Source organism: Paenibacillus sp. fava2, from assembly GCF_058313675.1.
On the sequence record NZ_CM177755.1, the window covers coordinates 6597304 to 6618075 of the forward strand.

General features: G+C 48.6%; 21 protein-coding genes. 2 read left to right on the forward strand and 19 right to left on the reverse strand.

The annotated features are described in order from the left end of the window. Positions 1-41: 41 nt before the first annotated feature. The 12 genes from rpmC to AC4G46_RS29225 form a co-directional block, all read right to left on the reverse strand. A complete protein-coding gene (gene rpmC / locus AC4G46_RS29170; RefSeq protein ID WP_019908232.1) occupies positions 42-239 on the reverse strand; it encodes a 50S ribosomal protein L29 in 198 nt (65 codons plus the stop codon). Continuing rightward, positions 229-663 carry a 50S ribosomal protein L16 gene (gene rplP / locus AC4G46_RS29175; protein WP_039877394.1) on the reverse strand — a complete coding sequence of 145 codons (435 nt, stop codon included), beginning with the start codon at positions 661-663 and terminating at the stop codon, positions 229-231. The genes rpmC and rplP overlap by 11 nt, the downstream gene beginning before the upstream one ends. A 2-nt stretch (positions 664-665) precedes the next feature. After that, entirely contained in the window at positions 666-1331 is a 666-nt protein-coding gene (rpsC, locus tag AC4G46_RS29180) for a 30S ribosomal protein S3 (RefSeq protein WP_068727661.1), read from the reverse strand. Between the two features lie 13 nt (positions 1332-1344). Beyond that, entirely contained in the window at positions 1345-1677 is a 333-nt protein-coding gene (gene rplV / locus AC4G46_RS29185) for a 50S ribosomal protein L22 (protein WP_019908228.1), read from the reverse strand. A 33-nt stretch (positions 1678-1710) separates the two neighbouring features. Continuing rightward, positions 1711-1989 (reverse strand): 30S ribosomal protein S19, encoded by a 279-nt coding sequence (gene rpsS / locus AC4G46_RS29190; RefSeq protein WP_019908227.1) that lies wholly within the window; start codon positions 1987-1989, stop codon positions 1711-1713. Positions 1990-2067: 78 nt separating this feature from the next. Further along, on the reverse strand, positions 2068-2898 hold the full coding sequence (gene rplB, locus AC4G46_RS29195) for a 50S ribosomal protein L2 (RefSeq protein ID WP_491125726.1): 831 nt from the start codon (positions 2896-2898) through the stop codon (positions 2068-2070). Between the two features lie 27 nt (positions 2899-2925). Further along, on the reverse strand, positions 2926-3219 hold the full coding sequence (gene rplW, locus AC4G46_RS29200; RefSeq protein WP_068727663.1) for a 50S ribosomal protein L23: 294 nt from the start codon (positions 3217-3219) through the stop codon (positions 2926-2928). Continuing rightward, positions 3219-3842 (reverse strand): 50S ribosomal protein L4, encoded by a 624-nt coding sequence (rplD, locus tag AC4G46_RS29205; RefSeq protein WP_068727664.1) that lies wholly within the window; start codon positions 3840-3842, stop codon positions 3219-3221. The genes rplW and rplD overlap by 1 nt, the downstream gene beginning before the upstream one ends. 25 nt (positions 3843-3867) lie before the next feature. Then, complete coding sequence (gene rplC / locus AC4G46_RS29210) at positions 3868-4491, reverse strand: 50S ribosomal protein L3 (RefSeq protein ID WP_491125727.1); 624 nt, start codon at positions 4489-4491, stop codon at positions 3868-3870. A 42-nt stretch (positions 4492-4533) separates the two neighbouring features. Next, positions 4534-4842: a 30S ribosomal protein S10 gene (gene rpsJ / locus AC4G46_RS29215; protein ID WP_017692074.1), complete on the reverse strand. Its 309-nt coding sequence runs from the start codon at positions 4840-4842 to the stop codon at positions 4534-4536. Between the two features lie 235 nt (positions 4843-5077). Then, positions 5078-6349, reverse strand: coding sequence for a protoglobin domain-containing protein (locus AC4G46_RS29220; RefSeq protein ID WP_491125728.1), 1272 nt, complete (start codon positions 6347-6349; stop codon positions 5078-5080). 300 nt (positions 6350-6649) lie between these two features. Beyond that, entirely contained in the window at positions 6650-7360 is a 711-nt protein-coding gene (locus AC4G46_RS29225) for a Crp/Fnr family transcriptional regulator (protein ID WP_491125729.1), read from the reverse strand. A gap of 164 nt (positions 7361-7524) precedes the next feature. Between AC4G46_RS29225 and AC4G46_RS29230 the strand changes: the two genes are divergently transcribed. Both AC4G46_RS29230 and AC4G46_RS29235 read left to right on the forward strand, forming a co-directional pair. Next, a complete protein-coding gene (locus AC4G46_RS29230; protein ID WP_491125730.1) occupies positions 7525-7974 on the forward strand; it encodes a V4R domain-containing protein in 450 nt (149 codons plus the stop codon). Between the two features lie 37 nt (positions 7975-8011). Beyond that, entirely contained in the window at positions 8012-8353 is a 342-nt protein-coding gene (locus tag AC4G46_RS29235; protein ID WP_491125731.1) for a cupin domain-containing protein, read from the forward strand. Between the two features lie 138 nt (positions 8354-8491). Here AC4G46_RS29235 and tuf read toward each other — a convergent pair whose 3' ends face one another. The 7 genes from tuf to rpoB form a co-directional block, all read right to left on the reverse strand. Next, positions 8492-9682, reverse strand: a complete 1191-nt coding sequence (gene tuf / locus AC4G46_RS29240) for an elongation factor Tu (protein ID WP_068727680.1) — start codon at positions 9680-9682, stop codon at positions 8492-8494. Between the two features lie 106 nt (positions 9683-9788). Then, positions 9789-11867, reverse strand: a complete 2079-nt coding sequence (fusA, locus tag AC4G46_RS29245) for an elongation factor G (protein WP_491125732.1) — start codon at positions 11865-11867, stop codon at positions 9789-9791. A 47-nt stretch (positions 11868-11914) separates the two neighbouring features. Next, positions 11915-12385 carry a 30S ribosomal protein S7 gene (rpsG, locus tag AC4G46_RS29250; RefSeq protein WP_019908219.1) on the reverse strand — a complete coding sequence of 157 codons (471 nt, stop codon included), beginning with the start codon at positions 12383-12385 and terminating at the stop codon, positions 11915-11917. Between the two features lie 46 nt (positions 12386-12431). Further along, a complete protein-coding gene (gene rpsL / locus AC4G46_RS29255) occupies positions 12432-12851 on the reverse strand; it encodes a 30S ribosomal protein S12 (protein ID WP_491125733.1) in 420 nt (139 codons plus the stop codon). A gap of 135 nt (positions 12852-12986) precedes the next feature. Next, entirely contained in the window at positions 12987-13238 is a 252-nt protein-coding gene (locus AC4G46_RS29260) for a ribosomal L7Ae/L30e/S12e/Gadd45 family protein (RefSeq protein WP_042131229.1), read from the reverse strand. A 181-nt stretch (positions 13239-13419) separates the two neighbouring features. Continuing rightward, positions 13420-17031, reverse strand: a complete 3612-nt coding sequence (gene rpoC, locus AC4G46_RS29265; protein ID WP_491125734.1) for a DNA-directed RNA polymerase subunit beta' — start codon at positions 17029-17031, stop codon at positions 13420-13422. Between the two features lie 111 nt (positions 17032-17142). Further along, entirely contained in the window at positions 17143-20688 is a 3546-nt protein-coding gene (gene rpoB, locus AC4G46_RS29270) for a DNA-directed RNA polymerase subunit beta (RefSeq protein WP_491125735.1), read from the reverse strand. Positions 20689-20772 lie beyond the last annotated feature (84 nt).

Genomic DNA, 20772 nt, shown 5'->3' on the forward strand with positions numbered 1-20772 from the left:
AGCCTCCTTCCTGATTACGGACCTTGAAGATCCGCCCTCGCTTAACTAATCCCAAGTACTCTTTGATGGATAACGGTTTTAGCACGAGCTATTTCCTTGCGCACATCACGAATCCGAGTCGGGTTATCCAGCTGGCCAGTAGCCAATTGGAAACGGAGATTGAAGAGCTCTTCCTTGAAACCAGCGATCTTCTGTTCAATCTCAGCAGTGGTTAAGTTGCGAAGTTCATTAGCTTTCATTTGCTTCACCACCCACTTCTTCACGTTTCACAAACTTAGTCTTAACAGGCAGCTTGTGAGCGGCAAGACGCATCGCTTCACGAGCGATTTCTTCCGACACGCCTCCGAGTTCGAACATAATCTTGCCCGGTTTAACTACGGCTACCCATTTCTCAACGTTACCTTTACCACTACCCATACGAACCTCAAGAGGCTTCTGAGTGATTGGCTTATCTGGGAAAATCTTAATCCAAACCTGACCACCACGTTTGATGTAACGTGTCATCGCAATACGGGCAGCTTCGATCTGACGGTTAGTGATCCAAGATGGCTCAAGAGCTTGCAGACCGAATTCGCCGAAGTTGAGCTCAGTGCCGCCTTTTGCCATACCTTTCATGTGACCGCGTTGTTGCTTGCGGTGTTTAACGCGCTTTGGTACCAACATGATTAGTTGCCTCCTTCCTGAGCAGCTTGTTTCTTAGCTGGGGGAAGAACTTCTCCACGGTAGATCCATACTTTTACACCGATACGGCCGTAAGTAGTATGTGCTTCAGCCGTTCCGTAGTCGATATCGGCACGAAGCGTATGAAGTGGAACTGTTCCTTCGCTATAACCTTCTGAACGGGCAATCTCAGCGCCGCCAAGACGTCCGCCAACTTGAGTTTTGATTCCTTTTGCGCCGGAACGCATAGTTCTTTGAATTGCTTGTTTCAGAGCACGACGGAACGATACACGACGTTCCAATTGTTGTGCAATGCTTTCAGCTACGAGAATAGCATCCAATTCAGGGTGCTTAATTTCGTTGATGTTAATGTGTACCTTTTTGCCGCCGGCGATAGCTGTAACTGCGCTGCGAAGTACTTCTACTTCAGCTCCGCCTTTACCAATTACCATACCTGGCTTAGCAGTGTGAATTGTAACGTTTACCCGGCTTGCCGCTCTTTCGATCTCGATGCGGGAAACAGAGGAATCCTTCAACTTGCCTTTAAGGTATTCCCGGATTTTGACGTCTTCCATTAAAAGAGTACCGAAATCTTTGCCTGCATACCATTTAGATTCCCAATCGCGAATGACACCGATTCGGAGTCCGACTGGATTTACCTTTTGACCCACGTGTTATCCCTCCTTATTTCTCAGATACCACCAAAGTAATGTGGCTGGTACGTTTATTGATCCGGCTTGCACGGCCCATGGCGCGCGGACGGAAACGTTTCATTGTAGGACCCTGGTTAACGAATACTTCGCTAACGAACAGACTGTTCACGTCCATGGAGTAGTTGTGCTCAGCATTGGCAATAGCCGAGTTAAGCAGCTTTTCTACTACTGGAGAAGCGGACTTTGGAGTGTGGCGAAGAATTGCAATAGCTTCCCCCACTTGCTTGCCGCGAATCAAGTCAACAACCAGTTTCGCTTTACGAGCAGAAATCCGCACCGATCTAGCATGTGCTTTTGCTTCCATTTATTTTCCCTCCTCTCGAACGAAGACCTGTAATTATCTTCTTGTTTTCTTATCGTCACCCGCGTGGCCTTTGTAAGTACGTGTTGGCGCGAACTCGCCCAATTTGTGACCTACCATATCTTCCGTTACGTATACTGGCACGTGTTTGCGGCCGTCATATACACCAAACGTATGTCCGATAAACTGAGGGAAAATAGTTGAGCGACGGGACCAGGTTTTTACTACGACTTTCTTGTCTGCCGCGTTCAGTTCCTCAACTTTTTTCAGCAGGTAGCCATCAATGAACGGCCCCTTTTTTAAACTGCGACCCATGTATGAATCCTCCCTTCATCCGGTTCTTCAAACCGCGAATTCGACGCTTCGCGTTAAGCTGACTTATAGAGAAGCGTCTTATTTCGTGCGGCGGCGAACGATATATTTATCAGATGCCTTGTTTTTCTTACGCGTTTTGTAGCCGAGGGTTGGTTTACCCCAAGGAGACATAGGCGATTTACGTCCGATTGGAGCGCGGCCTTCACCACCACCGTGTGGGTGATCGTTAGGGTTCATTACTACCCCGCGAACTTCAGGACGTTGGCCAAGCCAGCGACTGCGTCCAGCTTTACCGATTTTGATCAGCTCGTGATCTTCGTTACCTACGGAACCGATTGTCGCACGGCATACGCTGAGAATTCTGCGAACCTCACCGGATGTCAAACGAACGGATACGTATTTTTCTTCTTTACCCAGCAATTGAGCTTCAGTACCAGCAGCGCGAACCAGCTGTCCGCCTTTACCTGGTTTCAACTCGATGTTGTGGATAACTGTACCAACTGGAATGTTAGCCAGTGGAAGTGCGTTACCAATTTTGATGTCGGCTGCAGGGCCGGACTCAACTTTATCCCCAACTTTAAGTCCTTTAGGAGCGAGGATGTAACGTTTCTCTCCATCGGCATAGTGGATCAAAGCAATATTGGAAGTACGGTTCGGGTCATACTCGATTGTAGCAACGCTACCTGGTATGCCGTCTTTAGTCCGTTTGAAGTCGATGATACGGTATTTACGTTTGTGTCCGCCGCCGTGGTGACGAACCGTAATTTTACCTTGGTTGTTACGTCCCGCTTTTTTGCTCAGCGGCGCAAGCAACGATTTCTCAGGCTGGTTTGTTGTGATTTCTTCAAACGTAGACACGGACATTGCGCGTCTTGCCGGAGAGGTCGGTTTGTACTTTTTGATTGGCACTATAGTTCCCTCCTTACTTTAAGAGTATTATTCTACCGCTTCAAAGAATTCAAGCGGCTTGCTGTCCGGGCTAAGCTTCACGATGGCTTTTTTCCACTCTGGAGTGTATCCGGAGTATTTGCCGTAACGTTTCAGTTTACCAGGTACGCGCATAGTGTTCACACTAACGACTTTTACTTTGAAAATAGCCTCAACGGCTTTTTTGATTTCGGTCTTGTTAGCACGGATATCCACTTCAAAAGCATATTTCAATTCGCTCATGTAGTCGGATGTGCGTTCCGTAATCACCGGACGTTTGATAATATCACGAGGATCTTTCATTACGCGAACACCTCCTCTACCTTCAGAACTGCTTCCTTGGTGATGATCAGTTTGTCGTACGTCAGTACGTCAAGAACATTGATGCCGTCAGCCGCTACGAATTTCACCCCTGGGATGTTACGAGCGGAAAGCGCTACGTTATCATCATAGCTAGGAGCTACGATCAACGCTTTGCTGTCTACCTTCAGGTTGTTCAGAATCGCTGCGAATTCTTTCGTCTTCGGAGCATTCAGTGTCAGGCTATCCAATACGATAATGTCGTTCCCGATAACTTTCGAGGACAACGCGGATTTGATGGCCAAACGGCGAACTTTCTTAGGCAGTTTCCAGGAATAGCTGCGTGGAGTAGGTCCGAAGACAACGCCGCCGCCTTTCCATTGTGGAGAACGGATGGAGCCTTGACGAGCGCGACCTGTACCTTTTTGTTTCCAAGGCTTGCGTCCGCCGCCACGAACTTCAGAACGTCCTTTTACTTTGTGTGTACCACGACGAAGGGAAGCCCTCTGCATAAGCGCAGCTTCGTGCAGGACATGCACGTTCGGCTCGATACCGAATACTGTTTCGCTCAGTTCAACTTCGCCAACTTCGTTACCACTGATATTAAAAAGTGTTACTTTTGGCATTTCATGTTCCTCCTTTCTTCAGTAATTATTTCTTAACGGATTCTTTAACTTTCACGAAGCTGTTCTTAGGACCTGGGATAGCGCCTTTAACCAGCAATACGTTGCGTTCAACGTCTACTTTGATGATTTCAAGTCTTTGAACCGTTACGGTCGTGTGACCCATGTGTCCTGGCAGGCGTTTGCCCTTAGGAACGCGGTTAGCTTGAATGGAACCCATGGAGCCCGGTCTTCTGTGGTAGCGGGAACCGTGAGCCATTGGTCCGCGGCTTTGACCCCAGCGTTTGATAACACCTTGGAATCCTTTACCTTTGGAAGTACCAGTTACGTCAACAAATTCGCCTTCAGCGAAGACGTCAGCCTTCAGCTCTTGTCCAACCTCGAGTGCCCCGAGGTCAACACCGCGAATTTCGCGAACGTAGCGCTTAGGTGTTGCATTTGCCTTTTTGGCGTGACCCTGTTCAGGCTTGTTGGAGCGGCTTTCCTTCTTATCTGCAAAGCCCAACTGCACTGCTTCATATCCGTCGATATTCAGGTCTTTCTTTTGCAGTACCACACAAGGCCCAGCTTCGATAACCGATACAGCGATCACGTTACCTTCTGGAGTAAACACTTGAGTCATACCGAGTTTTTTTCCTAAGATACCTTTCATGTTGACACCTCTTTTCTTTTCCTAGTTACTAAAGTGGTAGAATTACAATTTGATTTCGATATCTACACCGGACGGCAGGTCCAAGCGCATCAAGGCATCCACAGTCTGTGGTGTCGGGTTCACAATGTCGATCAGACGCTTGTGAGTCCGTTGTTCAAACTGTTCACGGGAATCCTTGTACTTGTGTACCGCACGGAGAATAGTAATGATTTGCTTCTCAGTTGGCAGCGGGATCGGCCCGGATACACCAGCACCGGAACGTTTTGCTGTTTCAACGATTTTCTCTGCGGATTGATCAAGAATTCTGTGGTCGTATGCTTTCAAGCGGATACGAATTTTTTGCTTTGCCATTTTAGTCCCTCCTTCTATCGCCCAATTTATTATCGGACATACTCCGTGAAAATTTTCTGACGTCGACCTCATGGCAAAGGGGCCGGGTGTGTCAGTAACCTCTCACATCATCGCAACGTCTCAGAACAACATTTATTATTATATATAATAGGCGCATACTTTGCAAGCGAAAATAAAAAAACAGCTCATGTTTTTTTCATAAACTGTTTTCTTCTATATAAATAGTACTCCAGGATTAAAGATTATCCGTTGCTGATCTAAAATATTCTGCTGAAGCCGCACTTTGTGCTGTTGTAGCACCGATTCCTTCTATAGTCTGAATGAGCACCCTGATCTCTTCCTCCACAACTACGATCTCCTGTGTACTGGATTGCATGGAATCAACGATTTCGCTGAACAGCCTGCTCGTCTCTACTGACTGCTCTTTGCCGCTCTTTGTCAGCTCCTGCACCTTGCGGATCTCATTGACCACCTGATTCGTCAACGCAACCGATTTGTGGGTTAAGTCACCGATTCTTATAACTGTACTCTTCGTGTCCTCAGCGAGCCGGCTGACCTCACTGGCAACGACACTGAAGCCCTTACCGTGCTCTCCTGCACGTGCTGCTTCTATTGTAGCATTGAGCGACAGGATTTTGGTCTGATCGGCAATATCCTGTACGGCGGCCACAATCCGCTGAATCTGCTGGGAAGAGCTGCTGAGCTCATTAACCGAGCGCTCCATCTCATTGGTGCTCTCAAAAATCAGGTTAATCTGTCCGCTAAGGCTGCCGAGCTGATCCTGTCCATCCTTAGCCATCTCCCGTGACTCTACAGCGGTGGAAGCTGTGCGCCGGAAGGTATTGTTCACCTCGTTGCTGCTGGCCACCAGCTGCTCTACAGCCGCATTAGTGTCCATACTCAGATCCACCAGCTCACCGCTGAACTCAGCGATTTTCTGCTTCAGTTCATTTTTGACGACCAGGTACTGTTCTTCCTTCTCTCTGATATTCTCCTTCTCATAGGCTTCCAGCACCAGCTGCTGCTCCAGATTCAGAAGCTTGGTCAGGGTCTGTACAACCTTTAAGCGTTCATTATCTTTAAGAGTTTCACCATAGACTACCGTAATAAAAACATTCTGAAGATTCTGGAAGGCGGATAAATACCACTTAGGCTCCAGTCCTACCCTTTTATGAATTTTAGCAATCGTTAGCCGCTTGGCTATGTATTGTTCATCCACGTTACCGTCAAAAATTTCAATAATATGCTCCTTCAGCGTTCTTTTGAGGCGTTCGATACTGCTATGCTCCAGAATGATGGCTTCCAGCTTGTTAACACCGAGAACGGTATTGTAGAACTGATCGGTAATAAAATCGATTTCACGTTCTACAGTAGGCTTCATCAGGCGCAGCAGACTTAAATCCTCCTCTGTGAGGTCAATCATCCGCATTTGTTCATTCAACTCATCATGTCCGCTAAGGCTGTGAAAAGCTGCTGTGGCAATGGGTGCAAAAGGCTCGCTGTCCATGGGGGGCGTATCGGGAGAAACCTCATTAGTCTTACGTAACTGGATGCCATGCATAAAAGAAAAAGGACACTTCCCCATACTTCCACTCTCCCTGAATTTCTAAATATTAGCATTGCAAATATAGCAATATTCTAACCTACCTGAGAGAGAATTGTAAAGAATTTTAAGTAATATTTTGTAGAAAAATGTTGTATATAACGATGTTTTACGTAGTTTTATGTCTTTTATTGTCGAATCGAAGGATATTATCCATTCTTTATCCGCCATTAGATATAGAAAGGCATCATACGAACTCTTGTTCTACATCGTAATTTCTGCAATCTGGGACAGTGACAGCATATCCAATATAGTAACTGTCCTGTTATTCATCCTGATGATCTTCATGTGCTCCAGCTTGTTCAGCTTGCGGCTGAGTGTTTCCGGCGTTGTCCCAATCATGGCTGCGAACTCTTTTTTGGCAGCCGGCAGATGGAGGCTATACTCCTTCTCCCCGCCGCTCAGCAGTGACTGTCTGGAGTATAGATGGAGCAGAAGCCTCGCCAGTCTCTTCTCCGCTTCAAAAATATGCAGTGCTCCCGCAAGCTCATCTGCCTGCTGCAACTGCTCACTAACTGACATCAGAAAGCTGAAGGCAAGCCCGGCGTTACTCGCTAAAAGCGGAATAAAATCCTCACGCCGCATCCGGCAAATGGATCCGCTCTCCACCACCTCAGCTGTGGCATAGTGATGCTTGTTATGAAGCAGGGCAAACTGTCCAAAGTAATCCCCCGGAAAAAGAAAGCGGAGAATATGCTGTTTTCCCTCTTTACTGGTTTGGGTCAGTTTAATTAATCCGTTGTTTACAACAAACAGGGAGTCCGACTGCTCACCTTCCCTGAATACCAGGCTGCCTTTTGTGTAAAATCTGGATTCTATGATAGATTCCACCTTGTGCAGCTCATGATCCGGCAAACCCAGAAACACCGGTACCTGGCGGACACAGGAATTCTGATGGCATTCATTACATTTCATTTTATATCGTTCCTTCCTAATCACCTGAAGCCAACATAGCAGGAATCGGTTGACTCTCCGGTGACCCCACGCACAATATTTCAGAAAAACTTGATCTGAATCAAGGATTGCCGGCTTCCTTTCCTCCATAATATAGACAGAGATTATAGAGGAGATGGACATCTATGCAGCAGTATACTTTTGAGGATATGCAAAAGATGAACAGAGCCAGACTAGGCAACATGGTGCCGCTGGAGCTGTTCCGCACAATCAGACTGATTGGCATGAACCAGGGTTTGCCTATGGGCGGTAAAGGTACAACTCTTACTGTAGGAAGAAAAATCGGTGAAAGTCTTCCCGTTACTAGTGTGGATGACCTCCTAGCTCTTTTTGAAGAGCTAAAAATAGGTATTCCGCACATTGTTTACTCCGATGAACACAGGTTGAATATTGCTGTAGAGGACTGTTTCTGTAAAGGTTTGCCGACACTGGAAGAAGAGAAAATGATTTGTGATCTGGAAGGTGCCATTCTTGAGGGAGCCTTGAGCAAGCTGCTGGGACGCAGGGTCAGTGTCAGAGAAATCAAATGTAACGCTACAGGTCATGAGTATTGCGAGTATGAAGTAAAGCTATAACCCTCAGGGGAAAACTAATGGAAAGCGGGAGATCAACATGGAAAAGAAACATATTAACGATGCTATTCAACATCTGGAGGAGCGTTTCACCAAAAAAGTGCTGTTCCAAAAGGGGGACAGCGTAGTATTCGTGCTTAACTTCATGCCGGGCCAGCAGCTTCCGGCACATACGCATCCTGGAGCAGATGTGTATATTTATGCCCTCAAAGGAAACGGAACGATTACTGTGAATGAAGCTGATTCGGAATTTACTGAAGGTGATGTTATCCACATTGCTGATGATGAAGTTTTTGCATACCGTAACAGCGGCAACGCTCCGGCCAGTCTTCATGTCGTAATATCCAAGCTGCCGGGACCTGCTTACGCTAAGGAGATCTAATTTTCAGCCACCTGCAAACTCTATCCACAGGGGATATCCTCCAAGGGTAGAGTTTTTATTATGCAAAAAAAAACAGGAGTTCTTCCGAAGAAGAACCCCTGCTCTTATACTCGTTCTATCCTAATGGATAGAGCCGAATTATTTCTGGATGGATGCTACGGAACCTGCACCAACTGTACGTCCACCTTCACGAATGGAGAATTTAGTACCTTCTTCAATCGCGATTGGGGAGATCAGTTGTACGGTTACAGTGATGTTATCACCAGGCATAACCATTTCAGTACCTTCTGGCAGGTTGATGATACCTGTTACGTCAGTTGTACGGAAGTAGAACTGTGGACGGTAACCAGTGAAGAATGGTTTGTGACGTCCGCCTTCTTCTTTAGTCAGAACGTAGATCTGAGCAGTGAACTCAGTGTGCGGGTTAACAGAGTTTGGCTTAGCCAATACTTGACCGCGCTCGATGTTGTTACGGTCTACACCGCGAAGCAGTGCGCCGATGTTGTCGCCCGCTTGAGCGGAATCGAGCAATTTACGGAACATTTCAACGCCGGTAACAACGGATTTTTTCTTCTCTTCGTGGATACCCACGATTTCAACTTCTTCCCCAACTTTAACTGTTCCGCGTTCTACGCGACCAGTTGCCACAGTACCGCGGCCAGTGATGGAGAATACGTCTTCGACTGGCATCAAGAAAGGCTTGTCAGTTTGACGCTCAGGCAGTGGGATGTAAGTGTCGATAGTTTCGAACATTTCAACGATCTTACCAGCCCATTCGCCGTCTGGGTTCTGCAGTGCTTCACGAGCGGAACCACGAACGATTGGAGTGTCATCGCCTGGGAAGTCGTATTCGCTCAGCAGATCGCGAACTTCCATTTCAACCAGTTCAAGCAACTCTTCGTCTTCAACCATGTCGCATTTGTTCAGGAATACAACGATGTAAGGAACGCCTACCTGACGGGAGAGCAGGATGTGCTCGCGAGTCTGTGGCATTGGGCCGTCAGCTGCGGATACAACCAGGATCGCTCCGTCCATCTGCGCTGCGCCAGTGATCATGTTTTTAACATAGTCGGCGTGTCCAGGGCAGTCTACGTGTGCGTAGTGACGGTTAGGAGTTTCATATTCAACGTGAGCTGTGGAGATAGTGATACCACGTTCGCGCTCTTCTGGAGCTTTATCGATTTGGTCGAATGCTACAGCAGCACCGCCGTATTTTTTGGACAATACAGTTGTGATTGCAGCAGTCAGAGTCGTTTTACCATGGTCGACGTGACCGATAGTACCGATGTTAACGTGCGGTTTGTTACGTTCAAACTTTGCCTTTGCCATTTGAACAGTTCCTCCTTTAATGTGGGGTTCCTTATATTTGAGCCGCCCGTTTACAAGCAATTCTTAGATGACTGGGATAGCAGCGGACGGCAAGTTAAAAACGTAATTACTCAGCGCCCTTGTTCTTGGATACGATTTCTTCTGCAATAGTCTTAGGCACTTCTTCGTAGTGCGAAAGTTCCATCGAGAATACGCCGCGTCCTTGAGTACCGGAACGGAGAGTTGTGGAGTATCCGAACATTTCGGAAAGAGGCACCTTGGCACGGATAATCTGCGCACCACCACGGGAATCCATACCTTCGATTCTACCGCGACGGGAGTTCAGCATACCCATAACATCGCCCATATATTCCTCAGGAACAGTTACTTCCACTTTCATGATTGGCTCAAGCAGGACAGGCTTACACTTGTCTTTTGCTGCTTTGAGTGCCATCGAGCCGGCGATTTTGAACGCCATTTCGTTGGAGTCAACATCATGGTAAGAACCATCAACGATGGTTGCCTTAACGTCTACAAGCGGGAAGCCTGCAAGAACGCCGTTTTTCATCTGCTCTTCAATACCGGCAAGTGCAGGAGCGATGTATTCTCTTGGTACAGAACCACCGACAACTTTACTTTCGAACTGGCTGCCAGTACCTGGCTCGAGAGGTTCGAATTCAACCCATACGTGACCGTACTGACCGCGACCGCCGGACTGGCGAACGAATTTACCTTCGACACGTGCTGGAGCCTTGAATGTTTCGCGGTAAGCAACCTGTGGTTTACCCACGTTGGTTTCTACTTTGAACTCGCGGCGCATACGGTCGATGATAATGTCAAGGTGAAGCTCACCCATACCTGCCAGGATGGTTTGGCCAGTTTCTTCATCAGTATGCGCACGAAGAGTAGGATCCTCTTCAGTCAGCTTACCGAGAGCAACGCCCATCTTATCTTGGTCGGCTTTGGTTTTTGGTTCAACTGCGATTTCGATAACCGGATCAGGGAAGTTCATTGACTCCAGGATAACCGGGTGCTTCTCGTCGCAAAGGGTATCGCCAGTACTTGTGTCCTTCAGACCAACGGCTGCCGCGATATCACCAGCGTAAACGATGGAGATTTCTTGACGGCTGTTAGCGTGCATCTGCAGAATACGGCCGATACGCTCACGTTTGCCCTTAGTAGCGTTAACTACATAAGAACCAGATTCCAGAATACCGGAGTATACACGGAAGAACGTGAGTTTACCAACATAAGGGTCAGTCATGATCTTGAATGCCAGTGCAGAGAATGGTTCTTCATCCGAAGAATGACGAACCGCTTCTGTACCGTCTTCCAAGTGACCTTGGATCGCTGGTACATCTACCGGGGACGGCAGATAATCAACGACAGCATCCATCATAAGCTGAACACCTTTGTTACGGTAGGAAGATCCAGCAATTACAGGGAAGATCTTAACTTCAACTACGCCTTTGCGCAGTGCAGCTTTGATCTCTTCAATTGTAAGTTCTTCGCCTTCCAGATACTTCATAGTGAGATCTTCATCAAGTTCTGCTACTTTCTCGATCAGCTCAAGACGCAGCTCTTCAACTTGTTCCAGATACTCAGCCGGAATATCTGTGATTTCGATGTTTTGACCCAGATCGTCTTTAAACATATGAGCTTTTTGCTCAACCAGGTCAATGATACCAACGAAATCATTTTCGGCGCCGATTGGCAATTGGATTGCAACTGCATTGGCTTGCAGACGATCACGCATGCTTTGAACAACGTTAAGGAAGTCCGCACCGATGATATCCATCTTGTTTACATATGCGATACGAGGAACGCCATACCGGTCAGCCTGTCTCCATACAGTTTCAGACTGTGGCTCAACGCCTTCTTTCGCACTGAAAACACCTACTGCTCCATCCAATACACGCAGGGAACGTTCAACTTCAACTGTGAAGTCAACGTGTCCTGGGGTATCAATGATATTGATGCGGTGACCCTTCCAAGCAGCAGTAGTAGCAGCGGAAGTAATGGTGATTCCGCGCTCTTGTTCTTGTTCCATCCAGTCCATTGTAGCAGCGCCCTCGTGAACTTCACCGATTTTGTGCGTACGGCCTGTGTAGAAAAGAATCCGCTCAGTAGTAGTAGTCTTACCAGCATCAATATGTGCCATGATCCCGATATTACGTGTATCTTTTAAGGAGAACTCTCTTGCCATGAAATGGGTCTCCCTTCAGAATATCGATTATTTGAACAGCCTTAATCCTACCAGCGGTAGTGAGCAAACGCTTTGTTCGCTTCAGCCATTTTGTGTGTGTCTTCGCGTTTCTTAACGGAAGCGCCTGTGTTGTTGGAAGCGTCGATGATCTCAGCCGCCAAACGCTCTTCCATAGTCTTCTCACCGCGGTTGCGTGAGTAGTTCACGAGCCAACGTAATCCCAAAGCAGTACGTCTCTCAGGCTTAACCTCGATAGGTACCTGGTAGTTAGCACCGCCGACACGACGAGCCTTAACTTCCAGGACCGGCATGATATTCTTGATGGCAGCTTCGAAAACTTCCATCGGTTCTTTACCTGTACGTTCTTGAATAAGCTTGAACGAGTTATACAGAATGCTTTGAGCGACACCTCTTTTACCATCCAGCATAATGCGGTTGATCAAACGAGTAACCAACTTGCTATTATACAATGGATCCGGAAGTACGTCTCTCTTAGTAACTGGACCTTTGCGTGGCATGGATATCCCCCTTTCTTAAATGGTTATTACGGAATGTAGTTTAACCTTATTTCTTAACTTTAGGACGTTTCGCACCGTACTTGGAGCGAGCCTGCATCCGGTTGTTCACGCCTGCTGTATCCAGCGCGCCGCGAACGATATGGTAACGTACCCCTGGAAGGTCTTTTACGCGTCCACCGCGGATCAGTACCACGCTGTGCTCTTGCAGGTTGTGTCCGATACCCGGGATGTAAGCAGTAACCTCGACCTTGTTCGTCAAACGCACACGAGCGTATTTACGAAGCGCGGAGTTCGGTTTCTTCGGAGTCATTGTGCCTACACGAGTGCACACACCGCGTTTTTGCGGGGCGCTCAAATTTGTAGCCTCACGCTTCAGGGCGTTGAAACCTTTTTGAAGAGCGGGAGATTTGGATTTGTCGATTTTGGCTTGACGGCCTTTACGAACCAGTTGATTAATAGTTGGCATTTGTTGTGCCACCCCCTTCCTGAAATGATAATCGTTTCATGAACTTTAAGTCCACAGACCCAGGTGGTTCATAAAAAGACAAATGAAAAGTTTTTGCTGCCGGAGTGTACCCCCGGTACAAAAACAGATCTAATGCTATTGCTTTAAGACGGCTGCCATAGCAGCACCAACTTCTATACCACAGGCTTTGCCCAAATTCAGCATTGTGTCCACATATGTGATCTTCACACCTTGTTTGTTACAAAGCATAACAATTCTGGAAGTAAGCCGTTGATCTCCGTCCTCTGCCACATAGACTTCTGCGGCCTGGCCCAATTCCACCGCCTTGACGGTTTGCTTGGTACCGATCTTGACCTGAGCATCTTGTAATCCTCTATCATCAGTCATAATAAACATTACCTCCAATGAACAAGAATAACAAGGCCACTCACGCACCTTAGATATATTAGCATTATCAGAAGATGATGTCAAGCAATTGAGAAATATTTTTTTTATATACTCACAGCAGTCAGCCGCGCCGCGGGATACTGCCCCCGCGGCGCGGAATCTGTCTGCCATAATTAATATATTACTCGGCCGTAACCGTTTCTAGAGCCTCTTGCTCGCTCTCTTCATTCGGATCGCTCAGCTTCACATTACGGTACCGGTTCATACCGGTTCCCGCAGGGATCAGCTTACCAATGATAACATTTTCTTTAAGTCCGAGCAGTTTGTCGACTTTACCCTTAATTGCTGCATCTGTGAGGACGCGGGTAGTCTCCTGGAAGGACGCTGCAGACAGGAAGGAATCTGTCTCCAGGGAAGCCTTGGTAATACCGAGCAGTACCGGCTTGGCAACTGCAGGCTCCTTGCCGGAAAGAATAGCTTCCTTGTTGGCTGCTTCAAATTCCTGAATATCCGCAAATGCGCCCGGCAGGAGATTGGTATCTCCGGCATCGATAATACGGATCTTGCGCAGCATCTGCTTGATCATTACTTCGATGTGCTTATCGTTAATTTCTACACCCTGGTTACGGTATACGCGCTGTACTTCCTGCAGAATGTAGTTTTGTACCCCGCGGATACCCTTGATGCGCAGCATTTCCTTAGGGTCGATCGAACCGTCTGTCAGCTCATCCCCAGCTTCAATCTCCTGGCCTTCGCTGACACGCAGACGTGAACCGTAAGTGATGGAGTAGGTCTTGGATTCAGCTTCCCCTTGAACCTCGATTTCGCGGCGGTCCTTGGTTTCACGGATTTCCTTGATTACCCCGTCAATCTCACTGATTGTTGCCTGACCTTTAGGGTTACGGGCTTCGAACAACTCCTGGATACGCGGCAAACCTTGCGTGATGTCATCACCGGCAACACCCCCGGTATGGAACGTACGCATGGTAAGCTGGGTTCCCGGCTCACCGATGGATTGTGCGGCAATAATGCCGACAGCTTCCCCGATTTCCACGAACTTACCTGTTGCCAGGTTACGTCCGTAGCATTTTTTGCAGACCCCGTGACGGGCACGGCAGCTCAGGACAGAGCGGATTTGCAGCTTGGTTACACCAGCGTTAACAATCTCTTCAGCCTTGTCGGAGTCAATCAGATCGTTACGGTGAACGATGATTTCCTTCGTTTCCGGATGACGGACTGTTTCGAAGGAATAACGGCCTTCAATACGGTCATACAGATCTTCAATAACTTCTTTACCATCCTGGATACGGCTTACAGTGAAGCCCTTATCCGTACCGCAATCCTCTTCGCGGACGATTACGTCCTGCGCAACGTCTACGAGACGGCGGGTCAGGTAACCGGAGTCCGCTGTACGCAGCGCCGTATCGGCCAGACCTTTACGCGCTCCGTGCGTCGAGATAAAGTACTCGAGGACGGTCAGACCTTCACGGAAATTCGCTTTGATCGGCAATTCGAAGATACGTCCGGAAGGTGTCGCCATCAGACCACGCATACCGCCCAGCTGGGTAATCTGCGATTTGTTACCGCGCGCCTTGGAATCTACCATGAGCATGATCGAGTTAAAGCGGTCCATCGATTTCAGCAGGATGTTAGTAAGCTCATCCTTCGTCTTCGACCAGATTTCAATAACACGGTCATAGCGTTCATCGTTAGTGATCAGACCACGGCGGTACTGGTTGGCAACCACGTTGACCTTAGCATCCGATTCTTCCAGAATCTTAGTCTTTTCTTCAGGTACTACTACGTCGGATACGGCAACTGTTACACCGGAACGTGTAGAATACGTGAAGCCAAGCTGTTTGATTTTATCAAGAATTACAGAAGTTTTGGTTGTATGGTAAGTCTCGAAGCAGCGGGCGATAATCAGACCGAGGTATTCCTTACCTACAGCACTGGCGTCCGCAGCATTCATAATGCGTTCGCGGATATCGGCACCTTTTTCGTAGATAAAGTATTTCTCAGGAGTACCCTGAAGCAGGTTCGCTTTGGTAGCTTCGTTGATATACGGGAAGCTGCTTGGATAGATTTCGTTAAAGATAATTTTACCGATCGTTGTGATCAGCATTGCACCCTGCTGCTCATCCGTAAAGCTGGTTTTACCCAGGGCTTTAACCGGAATAGCTACACGTGCATGCAGTCCTGCAGTTCCGCGCTGGTAAGCTGATACAGCCTCATTCACATTACGCAGGATCATACCTGTGCCCTTCTCTTCCTTGTTGTCCATGGTCAGGTAGAATGTACCGAGGACCATATCCTGGGAAGGGGTAACAACCGGCTTACCGTCCTTAGGGTTAAGGATGTTGCCGGATGCCAGCATCAGGAGACGCGCTTCTGCTTGAGCTTCAGCAGACAGTGGAACGTGCACCGCCATCTGGTCACCGTCAAAGTCGGCGTTGTAAGCCGTACATACGAGCGGGTGGAGCCGGATAGCATGGCCTTCAACCAGGATCGGTTCAAATGCCTGGATACCCAGTCTGTGCAGCGTAGGGGCACGGTTCAGCAGAACCGGGTGCTCTCTGATTACTTCTTCAAGAACATCCCATACTTCAGGGCTAACGCGCTCTACTTTGCGCTTCGCACTCTTGATGTTGTGGGCAAGGCCTTTGTTAACCAGTTCTTTCATAACAAACGGCTTGAAAAGTTCCAGAGCCATTTTCTTAGGAAGACCGCATTGGTACATCTTCAGATATGGTCCTACAACGATAACAGAACGTCCGGAGTAGTCAACACGTTTACCGAGCAAGTTCTGGCGGAAACGTCCCTGTTTACCCTTCAGCATATGGCTGAGGGATTTGAGCGGACGGTTACCAGGGCCTGTTACAGGACGGCCGCGGCGGCCGTTGTCGATTAGAGCATCGACAGCTTCCTGAAGCATACGTTTTTCGTTCTGCACGATGATGTCAGGAGCACCCAGATCCAGCAGTCTCTTAAGACGGTTATTACGGTTGATTACACGGCGGTACAGGTCATTAAGGTCAGACGTAGCAAAACGGCCGCCATCCAGCTGAACCATCGGACGAAGCTCCGGCGGAATTACCGGGAGTACATCCATGATCATCCAGTCAGGTTTGTTGCCGGAGTTACGGAAGGCTTCAATAACTTCAAGGCGTTTGATCGCCCGGTTACGGCGCTGGCCTTGAGCCGTGCGCAGCTCTTCCTTGAGGAATTCCAATTCCTTCTCGATGTCGATATCCTGGAGCAGTTTTTTGACTGCTTCTGCACCCATGCCTGCCTGGAATCCGTAGCCGTACTTTTCACGATAGCTGCGGTATTCTTTTTCGGACAGGAGCTGCTTCTTCTCCAGCGGTGTTTCGCCTGGATCTGTTACAACATAGGATGCGAAATAGATGATCTCTTCAAGCGATCTCGGGGACATATCCAGAGCCAGACCCATACGGCTTGGAATACCTTTGAAATACCAGATATGAGATACCGGAGCTGCCAGCTCAATATGGCCCATACGTTCGCGGCGGACTTTGGCGCGGGTAACTTCAACGCCGCAGCGGTCGCAGACAACGCCCTTATAACGGACGCGTTTGTATTTACCACAGTGACATTCCCAGTCTTTTTGCGGTCCAAAGATACGTTCGCAGAACAAACCTTCTTTTTCCGGTTTAAGCGTACGGTAGTTAATGGTTTCCGGTTTTTTTACTTCTCCGCGGGACCAAGAACGAATTTTTTCCGGAGAAGCAAGCCCGATTTTCATAAATTCAAAATTGTTAACGTCCAACAAGGAGCAACCCTCCTTAACCTATATCCTGATTTAGTACCGGAGGCCCTCCCTTGACGGTGAAATCAAAAGAGGGCGCGGTCCTTTTAGATGAAATTATTATCCTGCTACAGCTTAATCGATGCCGACTTCTGCACCCTCAAGATTGAGGCTCAGCTTGTCGCCTGACGTCTCGTCTTCATCATCCAGTTCCTTCATCTCGATTTCCTGCTCATCGCCGCTGAGGATTTTTACGTCCATACCAAGCGACTGCAGCTCCTTGATGAGTACCTTGAACGATTCAGGAACACCCGGTTCCGGTACATTCTCGCCTTTGACGATGGATTCGTATGTTTTCACACGGCCGACCACGTCATCGGATTTCACGGTCAAAATCTCTTGCAGTGTATATGCGGCACCGTAGGCTTCAAGCGCCCAAACTTCCATTTCCCCGAAGCGCTGTCCGCCGAACTGCGCCTTACCGCCGAGCGGCTGCTGCGTTACGAGGGAGTAAGGACCGGTGGAACGGGCATGAATCTTATCATCAACCATGTGCGCCAGCTTGATCATGTGCATGACACCGACAGTAACTTCGCGCTCGAAGCGCTCGCCTGTACGTCCGTCATAAAGCACTGTCTTACCGTTGCGCTGCATGCCTGCTTCTTCCATTGTGTCGAATACGTCGTTCTCACGTGCTCCGTCGAATACCGGCGTAGCAATGTGAATCCCGAGCTGCAGTGCAGCCATACCGATATGAACCTCCAGTACCTGACCGATGTTCATACGGGAAGGTACGCCCAGCGGGTTCAGTACTACCTGTACAGGTGTACCGTCCGGAAGGAACGGCATATCCTCTTCAGGCAGGATACGTGCAACGACACCCTTGTTACCGTGACGTCCCGCCATCTTGTCACCCTCAGAAATCTTACGTTTCTGGGCGATGTAGACGCGGACCAGCTGATTCACACCAGGAGGCAGCTCATCGCCGTTCTCGCGGGTGAAGACCTTAACGTCAACGATGATACCGTCACTTCCGTGAGGAACGCGCAGCGAGGTGTCACGCACTTCACGCGCCTTCTCACCGAAGATCGCGTGCAGCAGACGTTCTTCAGCAGTCAGTTCTGTTACACCCTTAGGCGTAACTTTACCAACAAGAATGTCGCCGGCGTTGATTTCGGCACCGATGCGGATAATACCGCGCTCGTCGAGATTGCGCAGAGCCTCTTCACCCACGTTAGGAATATCGCGGGTAATTTCTTCAGGTCCCAGCTTCGTGTCACGGGCTTCGGATTCATATTCCTCGATGTGGATCGAAGTGTATACATCTTCCTTAACCAGCTTTTCACTCAGCAGGATCGCATCCTCGTAGTTGTAACCTTCCCATGTCATGAACGCAACAACTACGTTGCGGCCCAAGGCCAATTCGCCCATTTCAGTGGAAGGACCATCTGCCAGGATGTCACCCTTCTTAACAATGTCCCCTCTTTTGGCAAGCGGACGCTGATTAATGCAGGTACCTTGGTTCGAACGCATAAATTTGTGTAATTTATATTTAACGATATCGCCTTTAACTTCCTTGCCGTCGACAGCCTCTACGCGGCGCAGCCAAATTTCATTAGCCGAGGAGCGTTCAATGATACCGTCATACTTGGAAACAATACATACGCCCGAATCCTTAGCGGATTTATGCTCCATCCCTGTGCCGACAAGCGGTGCCTTCGGAATCAGAAGCGGAACGGCCTGACGCTGCATGTTCGATCCCATCAGTGCGCGGTTGGAGTCATCGTTCTCAAGGAACGGAATGAGCGCCGTAGCGACCGATACAACCTGTTTTGGCGAAACGTCCATGTAGTCAACGCGATTACTAGGCATTGTAGTAATGTTGTCGGAGTCTTTGTTGTAACGGACGATAACCATTTCTTCCTTGAACGTACCGTCTTCCTCGATCTGCACGTTCGCCTGAGCGACTACATAGTTATCCTCTTCATCGGCAGTCAGATAATCAATCTGTTCGGTAACCTTACCTGTCTTAGGATCCACCCAACGGTACGGTGCTTCAATAAAGCCATACTCATTGATGCGGGCAAAGGTCGACAAGGAGTTGATCAGACCGATATTCGGACCTTCCGGTGTTTCGATTGGACACATACGGCCGTAGTGACTGTGATGAACGTCGCGGACTTCAAAGCCTGCGCGTTCACGCGTCAGACCGCCGGGTCCGAGTGCTGACAGACGGCGCTTGTGCGTAAGCTCGGCAAGCGGGTTCGTCTGGTCCATAAACTGGGACAACTGCGAGCTTCCGAAGAACTCTTTAATGGACGCAATCACGGGACGGATGTTGATCAGAGCCTGCGGTGTAATCGCATTGGCATCCTGGATCGACATTCTCTCACGCACTACGCGCTCCATACGGGAAAGACCAATACGGAACTGATTCTGCAGCAGCTCACCAACGGAACGCAAACGGCGGTTACCCAAGTGGTCGATATCGTCAGTATTGCCGATACCGTGCAGCAGATTAATAAAGTAGCTGATTGAGGAGATAATATCAGCCTGGGTAATATGCTTGACCGACTTGTCGATGTTTCCGTTGGCAATCAGCTTGATAACCCGGCCTTCTTCAATCGGCGAGAAGACGTCGATCGTCTGCAGCGGGATATCTTCACTGTCCAACACACCGCCGGTTACGCGGTAGTTTTTGGCAGCCATGTTCTTTTCAAAATAAGGGATCAGCTCATCAAGCAGACGGCGGTCAACCATTTGACCGGATTCCGCCAGAATCTCCCCTGTTGTTTCATCAACGAGCGGCTGGGCCAGACGCTGATTGAACAGACGGTTCTTGATGTGCAGCTTTTTGTTGATTTTGTAGCGGCCGACATTGGCCAGATCATAGCGCTTAGGATCAAAGAAACGCGCGACCAAAAGGCTCTTGGCATTGTCAAGTGTCGGCGGTTCGCCCGGACGCAGACGCTCATAAATTTCGATAAGCGCTTTTTCCGTGGAGTCCGTGTTGTCTTTATCCAGCGTATTGCGAATATATTCATCATTACCAAGCAGTTCCAGAATCTCGGCATCGCTGCCGAAACCAAGAGCACGCAGAAGCACAGTAACCGGGATTTTACGTGTACGGTCGATCCGGACATACATGATATCCTTGGCATCCGTTTCAAGCTCCAGCCAGGCTCCGCGGTTAGGAATTACTGTGGCGGTGTAGGTTTTTTTGCCGTTCTTATCCACTTTTGTGCTGAAATAGACGCTAGGAGAGCGAACCAACTGGCTGACAATAACCCGTTCCGCACCATTGATAATAAAAGTGCCGGTCTCCGTCATCAGCGGGAAATCTCCCATGAACACTTCCTGCTCTTTGACCTCACCGGTCTCCTTATTAATGAGCCGTACCTTAACCCGCAGAGGAGCCGCATATGTTACGTCCCGCTCTTTAGCGTCGTCAACCGTATATTTCGGTTCACCCAGGCTGTAATCAATGAACTCAAGCACCAAATTACCCGTGAAATCCTGGATCGGCGAGATGTCCTGGAACATTTCCCGCAATCCTTCCTCCAAAAACCAATCGTAAGATTTTTGTTGGATCTCGATCAGGTTCGGGACCTCGAGTACCTCGTTAATTCTCGCATAGCTCCGCCGAGTGCGTCGACCATACTGAACAAGATGTCCTGCCAACTTTACTCACCCCTCATGTCTACTCACTTAAAAATTGATTGCGAACCCTTGTTTGGAACCGTATAATGGAACCATAACACAAGG

Excerpts from the sequence above, each read along its gene's own strand:
- AC4G46_RS29220 (WP_491125728.1), bottom strand. The coding sequence starts at position 6,349 with ATGGACAGCGAGCCTTTTGCACCCATTGCCACAGCAGCTTTTCACAGC.
- rplV (WP_019908228.1), bottom strand. The coding sequence starts at position 1,677 with ATGGAAGCAAAAGCACATGCTAGATCGGTGCGGATTTCTGCTCGTAAA.
- AC4G46_RS29235 (WP_491125731.1), top strand. The coding sequence starts at position 8,012 with ATGGAAAAGAAACATATTAACGATGCTATTCAACATCTGGAGGAGCGT.
- AC4G46_RS29230 (WP_491125730.1), top strand. The coding sequence starts at position 7,525 with ATGCAGCAGTATACTTTTGAGGATATGCAAAAGATGAACAGAGCCAGA.
- rplC (WP_491125727.1), bottom strand. The coding sequence starts at position 4,491 with ATGAAAGGTATCTTAGGAAAAAAACTCGGTATGACTCAAGTGTTTACT.
- rplP (WP_039877394.1), bottom strand. The coding sequence starts at position 663 with ATGTTGGTACCAAAGCGCGTTAAACACCGCAAGCAACAACGCGGTCAC.
- rpsG (WP_019908219.1), bottom strand. The coding sequence starts at position 12,385 with ATGCCACGCAAAGGTCCAGTTACTAAGAGAGACGTACTTCCGGATCCA.
- rpsJ (WP_017692074.1), bottom strand. The coding sequence starts at position 4,842 with ATGGCAAAGCAAAAAATTCGTATCCGCTTGAAAGCATACGACCACAGA.
- rplD (WP_068727664.1), bottom strand. The coding sequence starts at position 3,842 with ATGCCAAAAGTAACACTTTTTAATATCAGTGGTAACGAAGTTGGCGAA.
- AC4G46_RS29225 (WP_491125729.1), bottom strand. The coding sequence starts at position 7,360 with ATGAAATGTAATGAATGCCATCAGAATTCCTGTGTCCGCCAGGTACCG.
- tuf (WP_068727680.1), bottom strand. The coding sequence starts at position 9,682 with ATGGCAAAGGCAAAGTTTGAACGTAACAAACCGCACGTTAACATCGGT.
- rpmC (WP_019908232.1), bottom strand. The coding sequence starts at position 239 with ATGAAAGCTAATGAACTTCGCAACTTAACCACTGCTGAGATTGAACAG.
- rpsL (WP_491125733.1), bottom strand. The coding sequence starts at position 12,851 with ATGCCAACTATTAATCAACTGGTTCGTAAAGGCCGTCAAGCCAAAATC.
- AC4G46_RS29260 (WP_042131229.1), bottom strand. The coding sequence starts at position 13,238 with ATGACTGATGATAGAGGATTACAAGATGCTCAGGTCAAGATCGGTACC.
- fusA (WP_491125732.1), bottom strand. The coding sequence starts at position 11,867 with ATGGCAAGAGAGTTCTCCTTAAAAGATACACGTAATATCGGGATCATG.
- rpsS (WP_019908227.1), bottom strand. The coding sequence starts at position 1,989 with ATGGGTCGCAGTTTAAAAAAGGGGCCGTTCATTGATGGCTACCTGCTG.
- rplW (WP_068727663.1), bottom strand. The coding sequence starts at position 3,219 with ATGAAAGATCCTCGTGATATTATCAAACGTCCGGTGATTACGGAACGC.